Source organism: Kribbella sp. NPDC006257, assembly GCF_040613535.1.
GTDB lineage: Bacteria > Actinomycetota > Actinomycetes > Propionibacteriales > Kribbellaceae > Kribbella.
This window is the reverse complement of the sequence record NZ_JBEXSJ010000004.1, coordinates 315,675-335,319: the sequence shown is the minus strand read 5'-3', so window position 1 is coordinate 335,319 and position 19,645 is coordinate 315,675. Positions and strand designations below refer to the sequence as shown.

The following is a 19,645-nucleotide window of genomic DNA, read 5'->3' as shown; positions in this document are numbered from 1 at the left end:
CGACCGGCGATCAGGATGCGGGGTCGAGGTCCGGCGGGATGAGGATGCCGGGGTTGAGAATCCCGTTCGGATCGAGGACGTGCTTGACCGCCTGAAGGGCCTCGATGGCCAGCGGGCCCACCTCCTCGGCGTACGCGCTGCGGTGGTCGGTGCCGACGCCGTGGTGATGGGTGATGGTCCCGCCCGCGGCGGAGATCGCCGCGTTGGCGGCCGTTTTCGCCTTGCGCCATTGGGCGATCGGGTCGTCGGTCTGCGCGCAGATCACGGTGAAGTAGAGCGAGGCGCCGGTCTCGTAGACGTGCGAGACGTGGCAGAGCACGATCGGCGGCGTGCCCTGTTCGGTCAGCGCAGTCACCAACGCCTCGGTTACCTGGGCCTTGAGCTGGGGGAGCGCCGACCAGAATCCGGCGGTCTCCAGCGTCTCCACCAACGCGCCTTCGTCGAGCAACGGGTCCCGCAGGTACGGCGCGCGATAGCGCCCTTCTCGCCACGTCTCACCCGGTCCCTCACCCATCTCCTCACCCCCGGCTGCCGTGAGCACCGCCGCCACCTCAGTACGCCGTACGCCGGTGCGCTCGCCCTCGAAACCCACGATCGCCTGTACGCCGCCCGACCCACCGGCGAGCACATCCGGATCGGCGAGGTTGATCGCGGTCTCGGCTTCGTCGGACAACCGCAGTACGGTCGGCAGCGGCCCGTCCTGCGCGAGCCGGCGAATCGCGACGAGCCCTTCGTCGAAGGACCCGAAGCGCCAGCCCTCGAAGGAGCGCTCGACCGGACGGGGACGGATCCGCACGACGACGCTGGTGATGATGCCGAGCGTGCCTTCGGAGCCGAGCACGAGCTGGCGCAGGTCCGGCCCGGCTGCGGACATCGGCGCCTTGCCGAGCTCGATCGTGCCGCGCGGCGTCGCCATCGTCAGGCCGACCACCATCTGGTCGAAGCGCCCGTAGCCGGCCGATGACTGGCCGCTCGATCGGGTGGCCGCGTAACCGCCGATGCTGGCGCCTTCGTAGGACTGCGGGAAGTGCCCGAGGGTGTAGCCGCGCTCGGCGAGTAGGGCTTCTGCCGCCGTACCGCGAACGCCGGCCTCGAGCGTCGCCGTACGGGAGATCTCGTCCAGCTCTACCAACCGCTCGAGCCTCCGCAGATCGACAGCGATGAAGGCTGTCCCTTGTGGTGCAAGGCCGCCGACAACCGACGTACCGCCTGCATAGGGGACTACTGCGAGGTGCTGCTCGGAGCAGGTCGTGAGAAGGGCCTGTACTTCGTCGTGGGAAGCCGGGTAGACCACTGCGGCCGGCATGTCGGTGGTGTCGCCTGCGCGATGCCGCAGGAGGTCCGGAGTCGAGTAGCCACGGGTGTGACCCCAGCGGGTTTCCAGGTCTGTCTTCAGGTGCTCGGCGCCGAGGAGCTTCTCCAGGAGTTGGAGTGCCTCGTTGCTGAGACCTGGGCGGTCTACAGGAGCGGCGGGCTCGGCAGGGCGGCGTACGCCCAAGTGTTTGAGGGCTTCCAGAGCGGCGGGCGGAAGGGCGACCGGATGGGCAGGATCGCCCCAGCGTCCGGGCGTGAGTTGCGCCACCGGCAGGTCGGACTCGGTCATCGTGCACTCCCCATCGCTCGGCTCGGGAGGTAGCGTCTCGCGGGAACGGGACCCCTGATTCCGGCTCCCGCGAGACTGTTCCCGGACGTCAGAGTCGCTGATACACTCTGACGCGTGATGTCTCAGCGTATCAGCGACACCGACAGTGGATCCAGCGCCGCGGAGTCCACCGGCTCGACCCGGCCCACGCCCGCGAACGCGATCGGCGAGGAGCGGATCCTCGACGCGGCGTACGAGCTGTTGCTGGCGATCGGCATGCGGCGGATGACGATGGCCGACATCGCCCGGCATGCGGAGGTCTCCCGCGCGACGCTGTACCGGCGCTGGCCGAACGTGCAGGCCGTCGTCGCCGCCCTGATGACGCGCGAGTGGACGACGGCGCTGGTGTCGGCGTTCCAGCCCGACGCGGTGGACGGGCGGTCGCGGCTGGTCGAAGGGGTCGTCGAGGTGGTCGCCAAGACCCGGACCCACCCGTTGATGCGCAAGATCATCGAGCTCGACCCCGAGTTCCTCACGCCGTACCTGCTCGAGCGGCGCGGGAGCAGTACGGTCGCCCACCTCGCGCTGGTCGAGGCCGGCATCCGGGCCGGTCAGGAGGACGGTTCGATCCGGTCCGGCGATCCCGACTGGCTGTCCCGGCAGATCATCCTGGTCTCGCTGGCGTCGGCGGTGTCGGGTCCGGTGCTCGCTTCCGCGGCGGAGTACCCGAAGCTCGACGAGGAACTGCGAACCATGCTCACCCGGTATCTGGTGCCATGATCGCGGTCGGCAACGCCAGCCTGAACGCGGCCCGGCGGACCCGCGACCTCGACTGGCTGGACACCACCGGCCGGGTCGACGTGCTGGTCATCGGCGGTGGCGTGACCGGGGTCGGCGTTGCCCTCGACGCGGCGGCCCGCGGGTTGTCCGTCGTCCTGGTGGAGAAACACGATCTGGCGTTCGGGACGAGTCGGTGGAGTTCGAAGCTCGTCCATGGCGGGCTGCGGTATCTGGCGTCCGGCCATGTCGGGATCGCCTACGAGAGCGCGGTCGAGCGCGGCATCCTGATGAAGACGACCGCGCCGCATCTGGTGCATCCGGTGCCGCAGGTCGCGCCTTGGTTGCCGCAGGCAAGGTTCATGCAGGCGGCAATGCTGCGCGGTGCTTTCCTCGGTGGGGACGTGCTGCGGACGTTCGCGCATACGAGCGACGACTACCTGCCGCATTCACGCCGGGTCGGCTCCGCCGAGATCCTACGCTATGCACCGACGCTGCGACCGGACGGATTGCGCGGCGGCTTCCTGACCTGGGACGGGCAGCTGTACGACGACGCGCGGCTGGTGGTCGCGATCGCGCGCACCGCGGCGCAGTACGGCGCTCGCGTGCTGACCCGGTGCGCCGCTGCCGAGGTCACCGGTAGCGGTGCGGTGGTGGTGGACCAGTTGACCGGGCGGCGGATCGACGTGGCCGCGTCGCTGGTGATCAACGCGACCGGGATCTGGGCGGACCAAGTTGCCTCCGGCATCAAACTCCGGCCGAGCAGGGGAGCGCACCTGGTGCTGCCGCAGTCGGCCTTCGGCGGGTTGTCGGCGGTGCTGACCGTGCCGGTGCCCGGCGAGCTGCGCCGGGTGGTGATGGCGATCCCCGCGCCGGACGGACGGGTCTACGTCGGGCTGACCGACGAGGAGGCGCCCGGCCCGGTGAGCGACGTACCGGTGGCGACGGACGCGGAGATCGACTTCCTGCTGAACACGATCAGCTCGGCCGTCCAGGTGCCGCTGACGAGGGCGGACCTGCTCGGCACGTACGCCGGTTTGCGGCCGTTGCTCGACCTGGGGCACCACCGGGGCGAGGACAAGACCGCGGACATCTCGCGGCGGCACGCGGTGATCACCGGCCAGGACGGGCTCGTCACGATCGTGGGCGGCAAACTCACGACGTACCGGCGAATGGCCCAGGACGCGCTGGACACCGGCCTGGCCAAGTCCTCCTTGGAAGCTCGCCGCCCTTGCCTGACCCACCGGATCCCCCTCGTCGGCGCCGCGGACCGAGTTCGCCTGGCCGCTGTCCGCGCCCCGTCCCGCTTCGTCCACCGCTACGGCATCGAGGCTCCCGACGTCATCGCCGGTGACCCTGCCCTCCTGGAGCCGGTCGCCCCCGGCCTCGCCACCACCCATGCCGAACTCCGCTTCGCAGTACAGCACGAAGGCGCCCTGACCGCGGACGACCTGCTCGACCGCCGTACCCGCCTAGGGCTGTCTGCCACAGACCGAGCCCTGGCCCTCCCGGCAGCCGAAGCCGCCCTCCAGATCAACGCCCAATCAAACTGACGCTGTAGGCGGCCGGGGCTTGAGATCGTCGGGCTGCTGCGGGGAGCTGTAGGAAGGGAATGTCTTCGGGGGTGGCTGGGTGGTAAAGCCGGGTAGTTGACGAGGGGCGTACTGCGGTGGTTCGGGGAGGACGGAGTCTTGCGGGCCTGGCGGGGGATAGCTGGCCGTTTGCGGGCGTCCGAGAGGTGAGGATGCCTGGGCCGGCTGGGGGATGAGCGCGTCGGCGGTTGCTTGTTGCCAGCTGCCGACGCGGAGCATCAGGACGGCGATGGTGACGGCGGCGACGATCAGAGCAACCGCGGCGACGGTGAAGCCGATGTCGACGCCGAGCGCTACCCGGATCATGAAGGTCTGCAGGTCGTAGATGTCGACGGACCCACCGTTGTCCGCGGCTTCCGCGGCGTCGACGAGCCGGACCATCCAGACGATGAAGCTGATGCCCGCGAAACTGCCGCCGACGGTGAGGAGCACCCAGAACACTGTCCAGGACGCCCACCAGGCAGACAGCAACGCCTTGATCCCGCCGGACTTCGCGGCACCCGGCTCGCTCGACGGTTCGCTCGCGGAGACGACGTCCTGGACGACCTGGAGCGGATACCAGAACTGGACGATCGGGCAGAACCAGCCGCCGACGGCCCAGCCTTTCGCGTGCCGGTGCGCGCCGCTGCCGGAGTTGTAACCGCCTTGGTAGCTGCCGGCGAACCGCGGCTTGAAGATCTCGGTGTTCTCCCGGGCGCGGTAGAGCCAGATGATGAATGCGATCCCGGTGCCGAGGAAGAGGTAGCCGGCCAGATCCATCAGCGGCCCGGTCCGGGTGATCCGCTCGACCCCGCGGGTGATCTCGTCGTCGGAAACCTGCAGATAAATGACCCGCTTGATCCCCGCGTGCGCCTGCCAGAGCAGCACCGACTGGATCACGGCGAGCAGCGCCGTCAGCCCCATCAGGCTGATGGTCACCCAAGCCAACGCCCGCAACGGCCGATACCGAGGCCCATAGGGCACCCCCGCATACGCCGGCGGAGCAAACTGCCCTACCTGCCCAGGACGACCCGCATAAGGCATCGGCAACCCGGCATACGGCACTGCTTGGCCCGGCGGATAAACCCCAGCAACTCCCGCCTGCGGCATCAACTGCCCCGGATACCCTCCAGGAACTCCTGCATACGGCCCCGGCGGTCCGGCTGCGGCACCCGGATAGTGAGCCGGCTGTCCTGCGGGAGGATGCGAGTGCACGGGTGAATCCTGAGGACGTTCTGGGTATGGCGAGGGCAGGCCGATCGGCGGCACTTGGTTTTCAGACATGCTTCCCCACCCTCCCCAGTCCCCTTGCTGAACAAGTTAGCGCAGGGATGGGAGCGTTCTACCGTTGTCCACAGGGCAATAGCTGCAGATTCGATCAGCCCAACCGGCAGAGCACAGCAGTCGCATCGTCGTGCCGCTTCCCCCGAAAGCTCCCCACATCAGCCGCCGCATCCAGCCGGCGTACCCGCTCAACCAACCCCCGCGGCCCGACCCCCGCCAGCACATCCACCAGCTCCTCCCAGCTGTACCCATACCGCTCAGCAAACCGAGAAGCGCCATCGGTCAGCACCGCAGCGACCTCGACCACCGCGCGTTCCGTAGTACCGGCAACTGCTTCGTACGCCGCCTTAGGTGCCGTACTAGCCACCCAGAACCCACCCGGCTGGTTCCGCAACCGCCGAACGGACTCGAACGTGTACTCCGGCAGCAGGTCGACCCGGTTGTCCGCCAGCACCGTCACCTGACCGGCCGGCGACCGCAGCACGATCGGCGAATCAGCCAGCACCAGGTGCTCGACCTCATCCGCCCCGACCCGCAGCATCGACACCGTCGTCGACGGGCTGTCCGGATTCGCCAGGTCGCAGGTATCGGCATGTTCCGCGCACACCGCCGCGATCGCGTCCGCCAGCAGATCCGCCAACGGCGCTGTCGATCGCCGCAGCAACGGCAGCACCAGCTGCCCACCCAACCGCTCGACCAGCCAGCGCACGTCATGCCGGCACCCCGAATCGAATCCGGCCGGCGCCGTGGCCCCGTCCAGCACCACCACGAAGTCCGCCCCGGTCAGCAGCAGATCCTCGTTGGCCGACCCCGGCAACCGATCCGGCGCCGCCTCACAAACCGCCCGAATCTCCACCCCGCCATTCAACCCCGAGACGCCCAGGTGTCCTTCAGTGACTGGTCGAGAGCGATCGCCGGCGACCACCCCAGGTGTTTCTGGATGAGCGTGGTGTCAGCCTGCTGCCACGGGACGTCCACCGCGCTCGATCCAGCGTGCCCGGCATGCGCGTCCCCCTCGACCACCTTGGCCGACGTCCCACTCAACTCGACCAACCGACTGACCACATCACGGGCCAGCGCGGCCCGCCCGGACCCCACATTGAGTACGGCCGGCAGCCTGTCCTCCGCCGTCGCCACAGCCACCACGGCGTCAGCGACATCCCGTACGTCGACGTAGTCCCGCCACGCGTCGAGCGACCCGAGCTGCAGCGTCTCGGTCGTCCCCAGCTGCCGTACGACCCGGCCGAGCAACGTGCTAGCCGGTGAACCAGGTCCGCTGATGTTGAACGAACGCAGTACCACCGCGTCAGCCCCGTTGCGCTGCGCCCGGAGTACGAGCTCCGAACCTGCCAACTTGGTGATCCCGTACGCCGCGCCCGGCCGGAGGTCCGCGTTCTCGTCCTGGCTCGTCCCACGCGGCGCCCCGCCGTACTCCGCCGCCGAGCCGATCTGGATGAACCGGGCGTTGGTCGCGTAGTGCCGCACCGACTCGAGCAGCGCGTGCACCGCGACCACGTTTCCCCTGGTCAGGGCCGCGATGTCGCCCTGGGTCGCGGCGGCCGCGTTGACGATCACGGTCGGCTTGTACATCCCGAGCTGGGTATCGAGCGCGTAGTGATGAGCCTCGGTCAGGTCGAGCTGCCGGTGCGGATCACCACTGCTCCTGGAGAACCCTCGATGCTCGATCCCGCGCTCGGCCAGCAGCGCACAGATCCGGCTCCCGAGGAACCCGCCGGCGCCGAAAACCATCACCCGTTCTGATCCGGTCACCCCTCAATCCTGCCTCCCGCATTCGGCAATCGCCTGAAAATTGTCCGTCGAGGTCGTCACAATGCAGGAACACCAACCACCCCGAAGCGAGCTGTTGTTCAATTTCCTTCACCCACCCCGGAGCGAGGGGTTGTTTTCCGTATCTCCACCCACCCCGGTTCCCTCCACCCACCCCGAGTCTCTCCACCCACTCCACCTACCCCCGAGCGAGGAGTTGCTCACTCCATCACCCACCGCCGGAGCGAGGAATTCCCCGTCCCTCCACCCACCCCGGGGCGAGGGGCTCTTCACCCACCCCCCGGAGGTGAGGAGTTGTGTGCCTTCCCTTCACCCACCCCACGGAGCGAGGGATTGTTCCCCTCCCTGGACCCCACCCCCGAGCGGAGCGAGGGTTGTTTCCTTCCCTTCTGTTTTGTGAACGAGAGGCAACGCTGTGGCAGACCGCAAGAACGGGCGTCAGGCGCCGGCGACCGAGTCGACGATCCGCGACTGGGACGACGCCGACCCGTCCGGGCAGACCTACAGCCGGGTGCTGTTCATCGACTCAGATCTGACCGAGATCAACAACGTCGGCGGGGTATTCGACGAGTGCACCTTCCGCGGAGTGAAGTTCAACGCTTCCACTCATACCGACGCGGCATTCGTGAACTGCACATTCGTACGCTGCTCCTTCTTCGACACCACGTTCACCCGCTGCAAGCTGATGGGGAGCTGGTTCGACGACTGCACCTACAGCCTGATGAAGGTGATCGGCGGCGACTGGTCCTTCGTCGGTCTCCCCGGCGCTGACCTGCGCGGAGCCGAGCTGTCCGGCGCGAAACTGCGCGAAGCGGACCTGACCGGCCTGCGGGCAGCAAAGTCCGTACTACGGAATCTCGACCTCTCCGGCGCGTCGATGCAACGAGCCGACTTCTCCGGCTGCGACCTCCGCGGCTCCGACCTCTCCACCCTCGACCCGCTCACCGTCGACCTCAAAGGCACCATCGTCGACCTCCCCCAGGCAATCGTCATCACCACCTCCTTAGGCCTAGAAGTCCACCCCTGACCTGTGGATATCTCCACCCCCTTGCCCCGTCATCCCCCGATCCATCCACACCCTGTGGAAAACTATGCGAACATCCCCAGCCGGCCCCCCACCGTTCAAAATCCCCGCACTCGGCGCTTGTGAGTTGTGGCGGATGAGTGAGGGCTGGTTGTCAGCGGAGGCGGGTTAGCGGGCGTAGGCGGGTTGCTTTGGCGGTCAGCGGGCGGGGGACTGCTCGGATTGAAGGTGTCGAGCGGGGGACCAGTTCGGTTCGGCGGTGGCGGGCTGGGCCTCGGGAGACGAGGATCGCTCCGTGCTCCACGACGTACGCCGGGCTGGTGGCTATCCGCGTACGGATCACCAACTGAACGACCGCCGCCAGCCCGACCCCGGCGAAGGCGCCCAGCGTGTTCGCGATCAGGTCGTGCAGCTGACACGACCGTCCCAGCGGCGGGATCAGCGCCTGGACCGCCTCGACCGCCGCCGACAACCCGATCCCGGCCGCGATCCCGTCAGCCGGCCGCCCACTCGCCAGCGTCAGCATCCCGGCCGCGGGGATGAACAGGAACACGTTCAGCAACCCCTGCAACGAGGTGAGCCCACCGGTCGTCGTCAGATGCGTACCGCAGACGCCGGCATCGCTCAACCGATGCGCCGTCGGGCTCAGCGTCGCCGCCAGGATCAAGGCGAACGACGCCGGCATCAGCAAGGACGCCAGCCGCGGCACCACCCCGTCCGGGCGCCTGGCCGACGAGAGGGCAACCGGCAGCGTCATCGCAGTCAGGACGAGCCAGGTGTCCAGCAGATGGGGGATTCCACGATAGGTCTCGAGCACGTGTCCGGATCCTCCGTCGTCGACGGCCGACGCGCAGCCCGCTAGGACCCCGCGTCGACCCGTCGTCATCGATCGCCCGATGTCGCTTCCTCAACAGACGATCTGCCGTCGCCTCCATCGCCCGCTAGGTCAGTCCGGACATCTGCACGCACCCGCAAACAAACCGTGACAATCCGTACCCGAACCGTCACGCCAACAAGATGCCTCCAGCAACAATCTTGATGCCCAAGGCAACAAACTCCCCCGTACACCGGTACGCCGTCGCGACCCATCTCCGCACCGACCCAGACGGCTACACCGGCAGGGCAGAGGGCGACGAGTAACCCAGCCTCCTACCGAGCGCCCGGCGCACGGCGTACGGATGTCTTGGTGCACGAGGTGAGCGTTTCTGCGGCGCCGAGGTACACAGTTGGTGCACAGAGACGTCGCGCCACGGCGTCGGTGAAGGCCGTCGAGCGGCCGATGGAGCTGCGTGACGCCCGCTGGGTTCGTGGGGTGAGGTTCGACCAGCAGTGCCGGGCGCGCCTACGCGCAGTACGGGAAACTGCTCCGACCGACGCGTGAATCAGCCGTCGTGGGCCGGGTCGTCTTCGGGCTCGGGATTGTCGGTGTCGTCCGGTTCGGCGGGCTGCTCGATGTCCGGGTCGGCTTCCTCGCCGATGTCCGGCCAGTCTTCCAGCGCGGGATCGTCGGTGTGCTGGAAAGGCTCGTTCTGGCCAGGTGGGTGGTAGTTGCCCCATTGCTCGGTCATGGCGTCCCCCTCAGGTCGTCAGTATCGCGATCAGAATGATGAGAATCTCGATCCACAGCAGGCCGACGATCACCCGCAACGACTTCTGCAGCCGTTTGATCCCGGCCCGGTTCTCGACACCACCGACGATCATCGCCTCGGTGACGGCCAGCCGGATCTCGTCCTCGTCCTTGCCGTCCAGGCGCAGCTTCAGGATCACCGTCGCACTCGGGCCGTAGTGAAAACTTTTCACCGGCCAGTGCACGACCATCATGGTCGTGGCCATCAGGCTGAGTACGGCGAGCAGGCCGTACGCCGCCCAGGCCGGATAGTGCCGCGGGCTCTTGTCCGCACTGCTGATCAGGCCGACGCCGGCCGTGAATGTCACCGCCAGGGAAGCAGCGGTGAACAACGTCGTCGCGCGATTGCGGACATTGCTGATCGTCCCGTCCTGCTGGGACAGCGTCAGTTTCGCCGCGTCATAAGCGATCTCGAGTGCCTTCTCCGGCATGTCCCCCCCTGGGATTTTGCGCGGTGTAAGCAAAGAATGGCCCGGCCGCCCCGGTTCTGCAATCGATCGGGGCGGCCGGGCTGCCGGGTCAGCCGAATTGGCCCGGCTGGTAGTCGCCGGCGGGCTGCTGAACGATCACGTTGATCCGGTTGTAGGCGTTGATGATCGCGATCACCGACACCAGCGCGGCGAGCTGCTCCTCGTCGTAGTGCTTGGCCGCGTTCGCCCAGGCCTCGTCCGTGACTCCGCCCGCAGCGTCAGCGATCCGGGTGCCCTGCTCGGCCAGCTCCAAGGCCGCACGCTCAGCCTCGGTGAAGACCGTGGCCTCCCGCCAGGTCGCCACCAGATGCAACCGCTGAGCAGTCTCGCCGGCCGCTGCCGCATCCTTGGTGTGCATGTCGGTGCAGAAGCCGCACCCGTTGATCTGACTGGCGCGAAGCCGCACCAACTCCTGCGTGGCGAGAGGCAACGTCGATTCGCCAGCCAACCGACCGGCAGAGGTCAGGTACTTCATGGCCTTGGCGGCGCCCGGGTCTGCGAAAACGTTCAAACGCGCATCCATGATGCGAACTCCTCTTGTTCGTCGATGTCTACACCCCACCGACGAAACCCCTCGCCAAAGTGTGAGGTCACCGCGCGAACAACACCCCACCGGCCTTGCTCTCCGCCGACTCGAGCGTCAGCTGGGCCTCGACGGTGAACCCTGCATCCCCAAGCCAGCCAGCGATCTGCTCCGGTTGCCGGCGATACACGGACACCTTCATCGGATGCCCGCCGTACCCCTCCGTCTTCACCGCAACCTCGTCACCCACGTGAAACCCGATCAGCAACGGGCACCCACCTCGCAGTACCCGCCGAAACTCCGTCAGCACCCTCCTGATCTCGTCATCAGGGATATGAATCAGCGAGTACCAAGCCACCAACCCACCGAGCGCTTCGTCCGCGATGTCGAGCGCGGTCATAGACCCCACCTCGAACCGCACCCCCGGCCACTCCCGCCGAGCCACCGCCACCATCCCCGGCGACAGATCGATCCCGAACGCATCGACCCCCAGCCCCCGCAGATACCCGGTCACCCGCCCCGACCCACACCCCACGTCCGCAACCACCCCGTCCACCATCCCCGCGAACCCGTCCAGCATCCCCCGCTCGAACGGCGTCCGCCCCAACAACCCCCGCACCACCTCGGCATAACTCCCGGCCACGGTGTCGTACGAATCCCGCGTATCTACCAACCACTCATCAGCACCCATACGCGCGCACGCTAACGACCCCCACCGACAGTCCGCACAGGCACTAGCTGGTTGGTGAGCTGACCCATTTGTGGATGTCGATCAAGGTGGCGCTGGTGGGTAGGTGACCGCCGGCGTACTGGTGGCCCTCAGCGGTGGGGATGTTTTCGAGGAGCCACTGTGCGTCGCTCTCCGGTACGTGCTCGTCGGCTGTGCCGTACCAGATGCCGACCGGGACACTGATGCTCTCTGGCGAGAAGCCCCACGGCTGGGCAAAAGCAAGCTGGTCGTCGTACCAGCCGTCAAGACTGTCAGCGAACGTAGCGACCAACCGCTCCCGGGTAGCTGGGTCCTCCCAACCAGGGGTGCCAGCCGGCGCTCCCGGATACGCAGGGCCGCCTGCTTCAACCTGGCCAAGGATGTCAGCGCCCAGCTGTGCCAACTGTCCCCTCAGTGCTTCCTCCGGAGGCAGCGTCGCGATCTGCGGCCGAACCCCCGAAAGCACAGCACACCGGGTGACACGATGCGGAAGTAACGCCGCGCACGCCAACGCATGCGGACCACCACCCGAACCACCCGTCACCGCGAACCTCTCCCACCCCTGACTGTCCGCGAGCGCCTCGACATCCCCCACGACATCGGCAACGGTCCGCCCCGGCAGCCGCGTCGAACCGCCATACCCAGGACGGTCGGCCATCAGAACCCGTACGCCGCTGTGCTCCATCGCCGCAACCTGATCAGGCCGCCGCATCCGCGTACTCGGAGTCCCATAAAACTCAATCACCGGTACGCCGCCCACGGACCCGTACAGGCAAAACCGAAGGATGCGCCCGCCCACCCTGATCTGCTCATCCACCCACCCATCCAACCCCACCCCCAGGGCCAAATCAGTCGAGCGATGCCGATCCCACCCCCGGAGGCTACGGCCATGGGCCTACGCAGAACCACCAAATTCGCCCTAGGTGTGCGCCTCGCGACGGTATTTCTCGATCGCGAGTTCGAAGGCGCCGGGCGGCAGTGACCACGCCTTGTCCTGGGGCTCGCCGAGCCGGCGCAACGCCGGTGGTATCGCATCGATCCAGCCGAAGAGACCACGTTCCTTCATCCGCTGTCGATACAGCACCCGTCCGGCGTCGGTACGCCAGTACCGGTCGGCCTCGGCCTGAGCGCCGATGAGACCCGCGGCTACCAGGCGGCCCACGGCTTGGCTGAACTCTTCCTCGGTGAGGATGGCATGGTTGACGGCGTCCGCCTTCGCGATGACCTGAGCGAGTGAACAGCCGTCATCCGGCCCCGTTCCGTCGATAGACGAGAAGACCCACGCGTCCGACATCATCCATTGCACAACCACACCGCCAGGATATGAGCCCTCATCGCCGACAACCCCAGTACTCGCCTGAAAGCCGAAGCCCCATGCGCGGTCAACTCCGAGTGGAGACGAGGGGACCCGAGACCCTTATCCCTGCCTTGCGGAGGGGGTTGCCCTCGCCGTACAGGACCGGTAGATGCCGTACGAGCGGCTAGGATCGTTGTGAATGGACGGCTGGCGTTTGCGGGCCGATTCGTTGAATTTTCGTTGGAGAGGCTTACTCATGGCGGATGGCGTCTGGGGTCGGGTGCATCGCGACCTACCCGGCCGGCGGGGCACGCGCTGACACGGTAGGTATGGACGTGTCGTCGCGTGCTGCGCAGGTATGCAGCAAGGCGATGCTGCTGGGAGCTTCCTGATCGCGGGAAGCCTTGCCCGGTGGCCAATTTGGCGGGCATGGCAGTCGTGAGAACGCTGCCAACTCCGCCCGGGAATCCGTGATCCTGCCGTGTCGCAGAAGGTCATTTGCCAGCTTCGACACCACGGCACAGACAGCCGTCATGTAGTCGGACCTGGCACCGCTGCGACCCATGCGAAGGTGTCATGTACCCCAACGAAGCTCAACGCCGCATCGTCGTCACCGGGATGGCTGGATCCGGGAAATCCACGTTCTCCCGGGCGCAAGCGGTCAAGTCCGGCCTGCCGCTCATTCATCTTGACCTCCACTTCTGGAAGCCTGCCTGGACCGAACCGTCGGAGGCCGAGTGGCGCGAGAAACAACGTGCTCTCCTTGCCGACGACGCGTGGATCGCCGATGGCAACTACACCGAGACGCTCGATCTCCGGCTCGAACGCGCCGACACCGTGGTGGTCCTGGCCACGCCGTGGTGGCGGTGCGCGGGACGAGCGTTGCTGCGCGGCTGCCGAATGCCGGACACGCTGCCTGAAGGATGTGAGTACTCGCGCTGGCAACGGTTGCGCGATGAGTGGCGCCTCATCCCGCTCATCTGGCGGAACCGGCGCACGGAACTCGAACGTGAGCAGGCGATCATTGCCCGGCACGGGAAACACGCGACCCTGCACGTACTCAGGTCCAAACGGGCGATCAGGGAATTCCTCGATGGGTCAGTCGACGTCGCGGGGGAGGGACCCGGAGATGGAAGCATCTGAGGCGCGGCGTGCGGTGGCTGCGGCGATGACGACCGCCTCAGAGCTCGACCTGGCCGTCGACGACGCGATCGTTCTCAGCGACTCCAACCGCCTCGTCATCCGCCTGACGCCCTGCGACACCGTCGCCCGAGTCACGCCCATGACGCATTTCGCAAGCGCAGAGCAAGAAGTGGAACTCGTGCGACGGCTAGCGCAGACCGACAGCCCCGTCGCCCCGCTAGAGCCTAGGGTCGAACCACGCGTCTTCGTGCATGACGGCTTCAAGATCGCCCTGTGGGCCTACCTCGAACCTGTTCAGCCTCGAATGCTTCCGCCGGCCGGGTATGCGGAGGCACTCGCATGTCTTCATGCCGGCCTGCGGCAGATCGAGGTCACGACGCCACATTTCATGGATCGAGTGGCTGCTACTCAACGAGACGTTGCCAGCCATGACGTCACTCCCGATCTCGCGGACACGGACCGGACGCTGCTCGCCAACACGCTCCATGATCTGGGGCGATCGATCGTCCACCGGCGCGGCGCCGAGCAGCTGCTGCACGGCGAGCCGCACGCCTTCAACATCCTCGACACGAAGAACGGGCCGCTCTTCATCGACTTCGAAAATACCGCCCGTGGGCCGGTCGAGTACGACCTGGCGTGGGCGCCAAGCGCGGTCAGCCAGCACTATCCCGCCGCTGACCAAGTTCTGGTCGGCGAGTGCAGGGGCCTCGTACTCGCGATCGTCGCAGCGCACCGCTGGAGTCTCAACGACCAACACCCGAGCGGCAGAGAATCAGGAGTGGCATTCCTTCGCGTTCTGCGGGCAGGTCCGCCGTGGCCAGCGCTCGACGATGTCGTCTGGTAGAGCGACATCCAAGGCCCCGAACTCGTTCACCCGGTCCGACCGTCGATCGACTGCCTGATCAAATCGGCATGCCCGTTGTGGCGTGCGTACTCCTCGACCATGTGGGCCAGGACCCACCACAAGGTGAAGGTCTCGCCCGTAGGTGGGCACGTGAGTACTGGCACAGAGCGGATGGGGCAAGCGGTGGTCATCGTCGGCAGGGAGCGGAGCGAAGCCGCCGGGGGTGCGGGTGGCGGAGCCCCCACTTGCGGCAAGCGAAGCGCAGCCGCACAACACAACGATGAGCCAAGCCGAGGCGCCATGCGCGAGCAGCCGCGGTCAGCTCCGAGTGGAGACGAGGGGACTCGAACCCCTAACCCCTGCCTTGCAAAGGCAAAACGGGCTGTTGCGCCTGGCTGAGCGGTGATCTGCCGAGCGTCGGACCTGGCTACCCAGTGACCGCAACTGACCGGGCGGGTCCGCTTGTGCGCTTCTGCTGTGGCACGAATGTGGCACGCCAGCCTTCTCACTACGAGTCGAGCTCGGACGTATTGGCTTGACTCGAAAGGGCCGCCTTCTTGGCCGCCGCATCCTCCGCTATCTTCTGCTCGACTTCCGCACCGGCCGCCCGAATCAAGAGATATCTCCTGATGAAGTGGCTGCTTGGCGTCCGCAGGTAGTCCACTGGGATGTCAAACCATCGCTCATGCTTGGCGAAGACCTTCTTGATGCGTTCGGCTGCCTGGCGCTCGTAGTCGTCGTTGGACTCCGGATCCTCAGCCGCAGCCTTGGCGCTCCTCCGATATTCCTCAAGGATGCTGTGAAGCCGTCCTGAGCCGTACCCAAGTTGATAATTGATGAGAAGGACGATCTCGGGCGGGCAGTACTCCACGATTGAGTTCCGCTCCTCGGCCAACGCGTCACTAGCCTCGATAAGGCCCGGCAACAACTCATCGACGGTCCGAGCCCTCAGAGCACCCGATGCTCCGACGATCTTGGTTTCCAGTGCGCGCAGCTTTCGTGCGAGTTCTCGCCGATCCCGGTGCTGTTGGAGAATGCGCTCTTTCCTCGCCTCCAACCAAGGCTTGGCGGTGAACTCGATCGCAAGGGTTGTGAAGGCGGCAACGCCAGCGCTTACCAGGACATTTGACACGGCGATATCGGGCATGCAGGAAGTGTGTACCGGATCGGCCGCGCCAGCCGCACTCCTTGCCACGTACCTAGCGTCTTCCCGTCTGCCGCTCCGACCACCGACCAATCGGCCGGCCGATTCGGGCCTGTCATCCCGGAGTCGTGAGGCCCCCGCCGGAGGCAGATGCTCTTGGCTCTCGTGAAGGAAACCGAGGGCGGGCGCGGCGGTGAACGGCCGGAGGCCGCATGCGCACGCCGCGCCGCGCGCCGAAGGCGCGCCTTGATCCATAAGAGCCAAATTCGGCAGAACGACGGCTGGCGCTGGGTTACATGTGCCACTTGGGTCGACGGAGTTGTCGGTGCCAGCGCCTATGCTCTGGGCGTGGCTTGGAGACCTGGTCAGCGGAAGGCGCAACGCGCACTCGAAGATCCGTACGTCGACGTGCCCGAGCATCTGAGGCAGCCGCTCTGGAACTGGATCGACGGCAGCCTGCGCATGGCCAGCGACTTCTATGATGCTCAGCGGATCGAGTTTCTGGCGGTAGATCTGCGCACGCACCTGCCCGGGTCCTCGACCGTTCGGCAGGCGACCTACTTGCTGGGCTGGTGCAATGAGAACAAGACGAGGATGCTCGACGTGGTCGAGGCTCTGCTCGAACGCCACGGCTGGGATAGTGGTCGCGGGCCTGAGCTTGAAGACCTGTTGGTGAGGGCGAACTCTGCGTATGCGGTGAGCGCGAACTGGGACTCGCTGGAGGAACGCGTAGCTCCGGGTGTGAAGGAACTTGTGCAGGAGGCGATCGACGCCTCAGGTGGATCCGCTGGAGACCACCTAGCGAATGCCTGGAATGAGGCGTACGGCAGGCGTCCCGACCCTGTTAAGGCGTACAGCGAAGCGATCAAGGCGGTCGAGGCCGCTATGGCCAAGCACGTGTCACCACAGAACGGCAAGCAGACCCTCGGCACGATGATCCGAGACATCGCCGCGAAGCCGGTCAAGTGGGAGTTCGTCATTGCTGACGGGAGTGTTAGCGGAGTCGAGACCCTGCTCGGCATGATGCGGATGCTCTGGGATGGGCAGACTTCTCGACACGGTGGGGTCAACCCGACTCGGGATGAAACCACAGACGAGTCGAGGGCTGCCGTACATCTCGCTGCTGCGCTAGTGCAGTTCGGCGTGAGCGGTGCCCTCAAACTCGCCTGATGAGCGTCAGATGGTTGCCTGGTTGAGCACCGGCCACAGGGCACGCTCGAAAGGCTCGAATCGGCCGCGACGTGTCGGCAGGATCTGTGGCTGTTCGGCGATGACCTGCGGCTGTTCCGCTTCTCGCCAGTTCGTGGCTGGCCGTTGGAAGAGGGCACCGGAGGGATAGTCCGCGAGGTCGAGGGTTCGGACGTGTTTGACGCCGCGTTCCTCGTAGTACCGGTGGAGGCCGACATTGTCGGTCCAGACGTCGATCCGGACCCAGTGGTTGCCGAGGTCTCCGGCGCGCTTGCAGGCCCAGTCGAGTACGTCGTCTCCGAGTCCGGCGTACTTCCGGCGCACGATCAGCCGGTGGAGGTACATCGACGGGTCGGCCTGCTCGTCCGGGGTCCAGAGCTGCGGGTCAGAGAAGGTGTCGAGGGCAACGGTCGCGGCGGCCTGGCCGTCGTCGGTGCGAACCATCCAGGTCTCGCCAGCTCTGATGCTGGACAGGATCCGCTCGGACTGCGCGACGAGCTGCCCCGCTGGGACGAGTTGGCCGGCGGATTCACCGACCCCTTCGACGGCACTCCGCTGCCCACCTGGGATCAGGCCCTGGACGCGATCGGAGGTGACCCGGCCGCGACTCCCGCGCACGTGGTCAAGCTCGGCACCCAGCTGGACTACCAAGGCATCATCGGCACCGCAGAGGACAAGGTCGGCAAGGCGATCGGCTACCTGACCAAGTACCTCGCGAAGTCCATCGCCGACACCTACGGCGACGACGACGAGATCACCACCCCGCAAGCGATCCACCTCGACCGGCTGCACCGCGAGGTCCGCTGGCTGCCCTGCTCGCCGTCCTGCTCGAACTGGCTGCGGTACGGCGTACAGCCCCAAGGCGCTGAGGCTGGCATGCGCCCCGGCTGGTGCGGCTCCAAAGCCCACGACAGGCACCATCTGGGCCTCGGTGGGCGTCGGGTCCTGGTGTCGCGTCAGTGGACCGGCAAGACGCTGTCCGAGCATCGCGCCGACCGGGCCGAGGTCGTCCGCCAGACCCTAGCCGCTGCTGGTGTCGACATGCCCGACACCGACCGCTTCGCCGCGACCGCCGCCCTCGAGGACGGCCAACCGCGCTTCATCTGGGAACCCGTCGACCGCGCCAACGACGACGACCTGCCCACCTGGCACGGACTCATGACCCGAGGCATCACCGAACGCATCCGCTGGCGAACCGACTACGAGCAAGCCAAACGGGCTGGACCAAGCCCCGGCGACACCTGTTCGGCAACTGACCACGACTCCGCCACAACGGCGACCTGACTCCGAGAGAGGGCCAGATCATGGATCGACTTTTGACCGTGGAAGAGGTCGCCAACCGCCTCGGTACCTTCCAGACCAGCGGTATTCGCTTCCCCCGCCGCTTGATCTCTGAGCGCCGCATCCGATTCGTGAAGATCGGTCGTCATGTGCGCATCCCTGAGTCCGCGCTCGCCGAGTACATCGAACGAGGCACTGTCGAGCCGGTGACGATTCGTGGGCGGGTGGCCTGATGGCAAAGCGGGACTTCGGAACCATTCGGCAACTGAAGTCAGGTAGTTGGCAGGCTCGCTATCGCGACCCAGACGGGCTGTTGCGACCTGCTCCGCACACCTTCGAGCGCAGACGGGACGCTCAGTTGTTCCTGTCCAAGGTCGAGGCTGACATGGCGCGTGACGACTGGTACGACCCATCAGCCGGGCAGGTCACCATCTCGGAATTCGGCAGATCCTGGCTCACTGAGCGGAGGCTCGCAGACACGACTCGGGAGCGGTATGAAGTCGCCTTCCGAGTCCAGGTGCTACCCACGTTCGGCAATCTGGCGGTCAACAAGGTGCGCGAGGCTGACGTACGGCGGTGGCGCGCTGAGCTGCTCGACGGTGGAACGGGTGAGGCGTCCGTTGCCAAGGCCTACCGGTTGTTGCGGGCGATTATGAGCACGGCTGTAGACGACGGGCTGATCAGGCGGAACCCGTGTCGGATCAAGGGCGCTGGGGATGACCGGAGTCCTGAGCGGCCGGTGCTGACGGTGCACCAGGTTCTCCAGGTCGCCGAGGTGATGCCTGCTCGCTTCAGGATGCTCGTACTGCTGGCCACGTTTACAAGCCTGCGGTTTGGTGAGCTGGCTGCGCTCCGCCGGATGGATGTTGACCCAGAGGCGGGCTTCGTTCGGGTTCACCAATCGCAAGCCGAGCTGTCCAATGGGCAGTTGATCGTCAAGGGTCCGAAAACGGCGGCTGGACGGCGTCGTGTCGCGATACCGGGGGCGCTGCTTGTTGACCTTCGTTCGCACCTTGCGAAGTTCTCCGAATCCGGTCCGGATGGTCTGGTGTTCGTGGGGGAGAAGGGTGGGCGGCTGCGGCGACAGAACTTTCGGGCCGTGTGGGTCAAGGGTCTGAGCGAGGCTGCTGTACCGGCGGTGCACTTCCACGATCTGCGGCACACGGGCAACACGCTGGCGGCGGCTCAAGGTGCCACGCTGCGGGAGCTGATGGAGCGTATGGGGCACGCCAGCTCGCGGGCGGCGATGATCTACCAGCACATCTCTAAGGACCGCGACCGGCACATTGCGGACGGACTCAGCGCTCAGATCGAGAGCGCTCGCGAGGACCAGGGCGACGACGAGGTGCAGGGCTGATGTGGCACGCATGTGGCACGCGGATGGACCTGGCGG

General features: G+C 66.6%; 22 protein-coding genes, 1 tRNA gene and 1 pseudogene. 9 read left to right on the top strand and 15 right to left on the bottom strand.

All coding sequences use genetic code 11. The annotated features are described in order from the left end of the window. Window positions 1–10 precede the first annotated feature (10 nt). Window positions 11–1,603, bottom strand: coding sequence for an FAD-binding oxidoreductase (locus tag ABZ004_RS07760; protein ID WP_355678977.1), 1,593 nt, complete (start codon window positions 1,601–1,603; stop codon window positions 11–13). Window positions 1,604–1,720: 117 nt separating this feature from the next. On the opposite strand from ABZ004_RS07760, the gene ABZ004_RS07755 reads away from it, so the two are divergent. After that, entirely contained in the window at window positions 1,721–2,362 is a 642-nt protein-coding gene (locus ABZ004_RS07755; RefSeq protein ID WP_355678995.1) for a TetR/AcrR family transcriptional regulator, read from the top strand. Continuing rightward, complete coding sequence (locus ABZ004_RS07750; RefSeq protein WP_355678976.1) at window positions 2,359–3,912, top strand: glycerol-3-phosphate dehydrogenase/oxidase; 1,554 nt, start codon at window positions 2,359–2,361, stop codon at window positions 3,910–3,912. The genes ABZ004_RS07755 and ABZ004_RS07750 overlap by 4 nt, the downstream gene beginning before the upstream one ends. Here ABZ004_RS07750 and ABZ004_RS07745 read toward each other — a convergent pair. From ABZ004_RS07745 to ABZ004_RS07735, 3 genes are all read right to left on the bottom strand, one after another. Next, entirely contained in the window at window positions 3,904–4,854 is a 951-nt protein-coding gene (locus ABZ004_RS07745; RefSeq protein ID WP_355678975.1) for a DUF4328 domain-containing protein, read from the bottom strand. The two genes, ABZ004_RS07750 and ABZ004_RS07745, sit on opposite strands and share 9 nt — an antisense overlap. Window positions 4,855–5,308: 454 nt before the next feature. Continuing rightward, complete coding sequence (locus ABZ004_RS07740) at window positions 5,309–6,070, bottom strand: protein phosphatase 2C domain-containing protein (RefSeq protein WP_355678974.1); 762 nt, start codon at window positions 6,068–6,070, stop codon at window positions 5,309–5,311. Between the two features lie 8 nt (window positions 6,071–6,078). Then, complete coding sequence (locus ABZ004_RS07735; protein ID WP_355678973.1) at window positions 6,079–6,984, bottom strand: NAD-dependent epimerase/dehydratase family protein; 906 nt, start codon at window positions 6,982–6,984, stop codon at window positions 6,079–6,081. A 433-nt stretch (window positions 6,985–7,417) separates the two neighbouring features. Here ABZ004_RS07735 and ABZ004_RS07730 point away from each other — a divergent pair, with 433 nt between their 5' ends. Then, window positions 7,418–8,029, top strand: coding sequence for a pentapeptide repeat-containing protein (locus tag ABZ004_RS07730; RefSeq protein WP_355678972.1), 612 nt, complete (start codon window positions 7,418–7,420; stop codon window positions 8,027–8,029). Window positions 8,030–8,180: 151 nt separating this feature from the next. Here the strand turns inward: ABZ004_RS07730 and ABZ004_RS07725 are convergent, their stop codons facing one another. From ABZ004_RS07725 to ABZ004_RS07695, 7 genes are all read right to left on the bottom strand, one after another. Beyond that, complete coding sequence (locus tag ABZ004_RS07725; RefSeq protein WP_355678971.1) at window positions 8,181–8,843, bottom strand: VanZ family protein; 663 nt, start codon at window positions 8,841–8,843, stop codon at window positions 8,181–8,183. 565 nt (window positions 8,844–9,408) lie between these two features. Next, a complete protein-coding gene (locus ABZ004_RS07720) occupies window positions 9,409–9,594 on the bottom strand; it encodes a hypothetical protein (protein ID WP_355678970.1) in 186 nt (61 codons plus the stop codon). A 10-nt stretch (window positions 9,595–9,604) separates the two neighbouring features. After that, window positions 9,605–10,084, bottom strand: coding sequence for a hypothetical protein (locus ABZ004_RS07715; RefSeq protein WP_355678969.1), 480 nt, complete (start codon window positions 10,082–10,084; stop codon window positions 9,605–9,607). Between the two features lie 88 nt (window positions 10,085–10,172). Further along, window positions 10,173–10,646, bottom strand: a complete 474-nt coding sequence (locus ABZ004_RS07710) for a carboxymuconolactone decarboxylase family protein (protein WP_355678968.1) — start codon at window positions 10,644–10,646, stop codon at window positions 10,173–10,175. A gap of 67 nt (window positions 10,647–10,713) precedes the next feature. After that, window positions 10,714–11,337 (bottom strand): class I SAM-dependent methyltransferase, encoded by a 624-nt coding sequence (locus ABZ004_RS07705; protein ID WP_355678967.1) that lies wholly within the window; start codon window positions 11,335–11,337, stop codon window positions 10,714–10,716. 43 nt (window positions 11,338–11,380) lie between these two features. After that, complete coding sequence (locus ABZ004_RS07700; protein WP_355678966.1) at window positions 11,381–12,067, bottom strand: alpha/beta hydrolase; 687 nt, start codon at window positions 12,065–12,067, stop codon at window positions 11,381–11,383. A 207-nt stretch (window positions 12,068–12,274) separates the two neighbouring features. Further along, on the bottom strand, window positions 12,275–12,667 hold the full coding sequence (locus ABZ004_RS07695) for a hypothetical protein (protein ID WP_355678965.1): 393 nt from the start codon (window positions 12,665–12,667) through the stop codon (window positions 12,275–12,277). Window positions 12,668–13,228: 561 nt separating this feature from the next. On the opposite strand from ABZ004_RS07695, the gene ABZ004_RS07690 reads away from it, so the two are divergent. Beyond that, the gene (locus ABZ004_RS07690) at window positions 13,229–13,795 is read left to right on the top strand and encodes a hypothetical protein (protein ID WP_355678964.1); all 567 of its coding nucleotides are present in this window, start codon (window positions 13,229–13,231) and stop codon (window positions 13,793–13,795) included. Then, on the top strand, window positions 13,782–14,639 hold the full coding sequence (locus tag ABZ004_RS07685; RefSeq protein WP_355678963.1) for a phosphotransferase: 858 nt from the start codon (window positions 13,782–13,784) through the stop codon (window positions 14,637–14,639). The genes ABZ004_RS07690 and ABZ004_RS07685 overlap by 14 nt, the downstream gene beginning before the upstream one ends. 26 nt (window positions 14,640–14,665) lie before the next feature. Here ABZ004_RS07685 and ABZ004_RS07680 read toward each other — a convergent pair. The 3 genes and pseudogenes from ABZ004_RS07680 to ABZ004_RS07670 all read right to left on the bottom strand — a co-directional run. Continuing rightward, window positions 14,666–14,773, bottom strand: a pseudogene (locus ABZ004_RS07680) (DUF664 domain-containing protein); the annotation flags it as partial. Between the two features lie 195 nt (window positions 14,774–14,968). After that, window positions 14,969–15,031, bottom strand: a tRNA-Ala gene (locus ABZ004_RS07675). 116 nt (window positions 15,032–15,147) lie between these two features. Further along, a complete protein-coding gene (locus ABZ004_RS07670) occupies window positions 15,148–15,786 on the bottom strand; it encodes a hypothetical protein (protein WP_355678962.1) in 639 nt (212 codons plus the stop codon). A gap of 153 nt (window positions 15,787–15,939) precedes the next feature. Here ABZ004_RS07670 and ABZ004_RS07665 point away from each other — a divergent pair, with 153 nt between their 5' ends. Next, the gene (locus ABZ004_RS07665) at window positions 15,940–16,953 is read left to right on the top strand and encodes a hypothetical protein (protein WP_355678961.1); all 1,014 of its coding nucleotides are present in this window, start codon (window positions 15,940–15,942) and stop codon (window positions 16,951–16,953) included. A gap of 6 nt (window positions 16,954–16,959) precedes the next feature. Here the strand turns inward: ABZ004_RS07665 and ABZ004_RS07660 are convergent, their stop codons facing one another. Then, window positions 16,960–17,415, bottom strand: coding sequence for a GNAT family N-acetyltransferase (locus tag ABZ004_RS07660; RefSeq protein WP_355678960.1), 456 nt, complete (start codon window positions 17,413–17,415; stop codon window positions 16,960–16,962). On the opposite strand from ABZ004_RS07660, the gene ABZ004_RS07655 reads away from it, so the two are divergent. The 3 genes from ABZ004_RS07655 to ABZ004_RS07645 are packed head-to-tail and all read left to right on the top strand — an operon-like array spanning window position 17,305 to window position 19,609. Next, window positions 17,305–18,255, top strand: a complete 951-nt coding sequence (locus ABZ004_RS07655) for a replication initiator (protein WP_355678959.1) — start codon at window positions 17,305–17,307, stop codon at window positions 18,253–18,255. The genes ABZ004_RS07660 and ABZ004_RS07655 overlap by 111 nt on opposite strands. Before the next feature lie 38 nt (window positions 18,256–18,293). Beyond that, window positions 18,294–18,485, top strand: coding sequence for an excisionase family DNA-binding protein (locus ABZ004_RS07650; protein WP_355678958.1), 192 nt, complete (start codon window positions 18,294–18,296; stop codon window positions 18,483–18,485). Beyond that, a complete protein-coding gene (locus ABZ004_RS07645) occupies window positions 18,485–19,609 on the top strand; it encodes a site-specific integrase (protein ID WP_355678957.1) in 1,125 nt (374 codons plus the stop codon). The genes ABZ004_RS07650 and ABZ004_RS07645 overlap by 1 nt, the downstream gene beginning before the upstream one ends. Window positions 19,610–19,645 lie beyond the last annotated feature (36 nt).

What these genes read in the sequence shown, in the direction of transcription:
- ABZ004_RS07750 (WP_355678976.1), top strand. Translation starts at nt 2,359, where the DNA reads ATGATCGCGGTCGGCAACGCCAGCCTGAACGCGGCCCGGCGGACCCGC.
- ABZ004_RS07720 (WP_355678970.1), bottom strand. Translation starts at nt 9,594, where the DNA reads ATGACCGAGCAATGGGGCAACTACCACCCACCTGGCCAGAACGAGCCT.
- ABZ004_RS07710 (WP_355678968.1), bottom strand. Translation starts at nt 10,646, where the DNA reads ATGGATGCGCGTTTGAACGTTTTCGCAGACCCGGGCGCCGCCAAGGCC.
- ABZ004_RS07645 (WP_355678957.1), top strand. Translation starts at nt 18,485, where the DNA reads ATGGCAAAGCGGGACTTCGGAACCATTCGGCAACTGAAGTCAGGTAGT.
- ABZ004_RS07745 (WP_355678975.1), bottom strand. Translation starts at nt 4,854, where the DNA reads ATGGGGCTGACGGCGCTGCTCGCCGTGATCCAGTCGGTGCTGCTCTGG.
- ABZ004_RS07670 (WP_355678962.1), bottom strand. Translation starts at nt 15,786, where the DNA reads ATGCCCGATATCGCCGTGTCAAATGTCCTGGTAAGCGCTGGCGTTGCC.
- ABZ004_RS07660 (WP_355678960.1), bottom strand. Translation starts at nt 17,415, where the DNA reads ATGGTTCGCACCGACGACGGCCAGGCCGCCGCGACCGTTGCCCTCGAC.
- ABZ004_RS07700 (WP_355678966.1), bottom strand. Translation starts at nt 12,067, where the DNA reads ATGCGGCGGCCTGATCAGGTTGCGGCGATGGAGCACAGCGGCGTACGG.
- ABZ004_RS07705 (WP_355678967.1), bottom strand. Translation starts at nt 11,337, where the DNA reads ATGGGTGCTGATGAGTGGTTGGTAGATACGCGGGATTCGTACGACACC.
- ABZ004_RS07690 (WP_355678964.1), top strand. Translation starts at nt 13,229, where the DNA reads ATGTACCCCAACGAAGCTCAACGCCGCATCGTCGTCACCGGGATGGCT.
- ABZ004_RS07755 (WP_355678995.1), top strand. Translation starts at nt 1,721, where the DNA reads ATGTCTCAGCGTATCAGCGACACCGACAGTGGATCCAGCGCCGCGGAG.
- ABZ004_RS07715 (WP_355678969.1), bottom strand. Translation starts at nt 10,084, where the DNA reads ATGCCGGAGAAGGCACTCGAGATCGCTTATGACGCGGCGAAACTGACG.
- ABZ004_RS07685 (WP_355678963.1), top strand. Translation starts at nt 13,782, where the DNA reads ATGGAAGCATCTGAGGCGCGGCGTGCGGTGGCTGCGGCGATGACGACC.
- ABZ004_RS07760 (WP_355678977.1), bottom strand. Translation starts at nt 1,603, where the DNA reads ATGACCGAGTCCGACCTGCCGGTGGCGCAACTCACGCCCGGACGCTGG.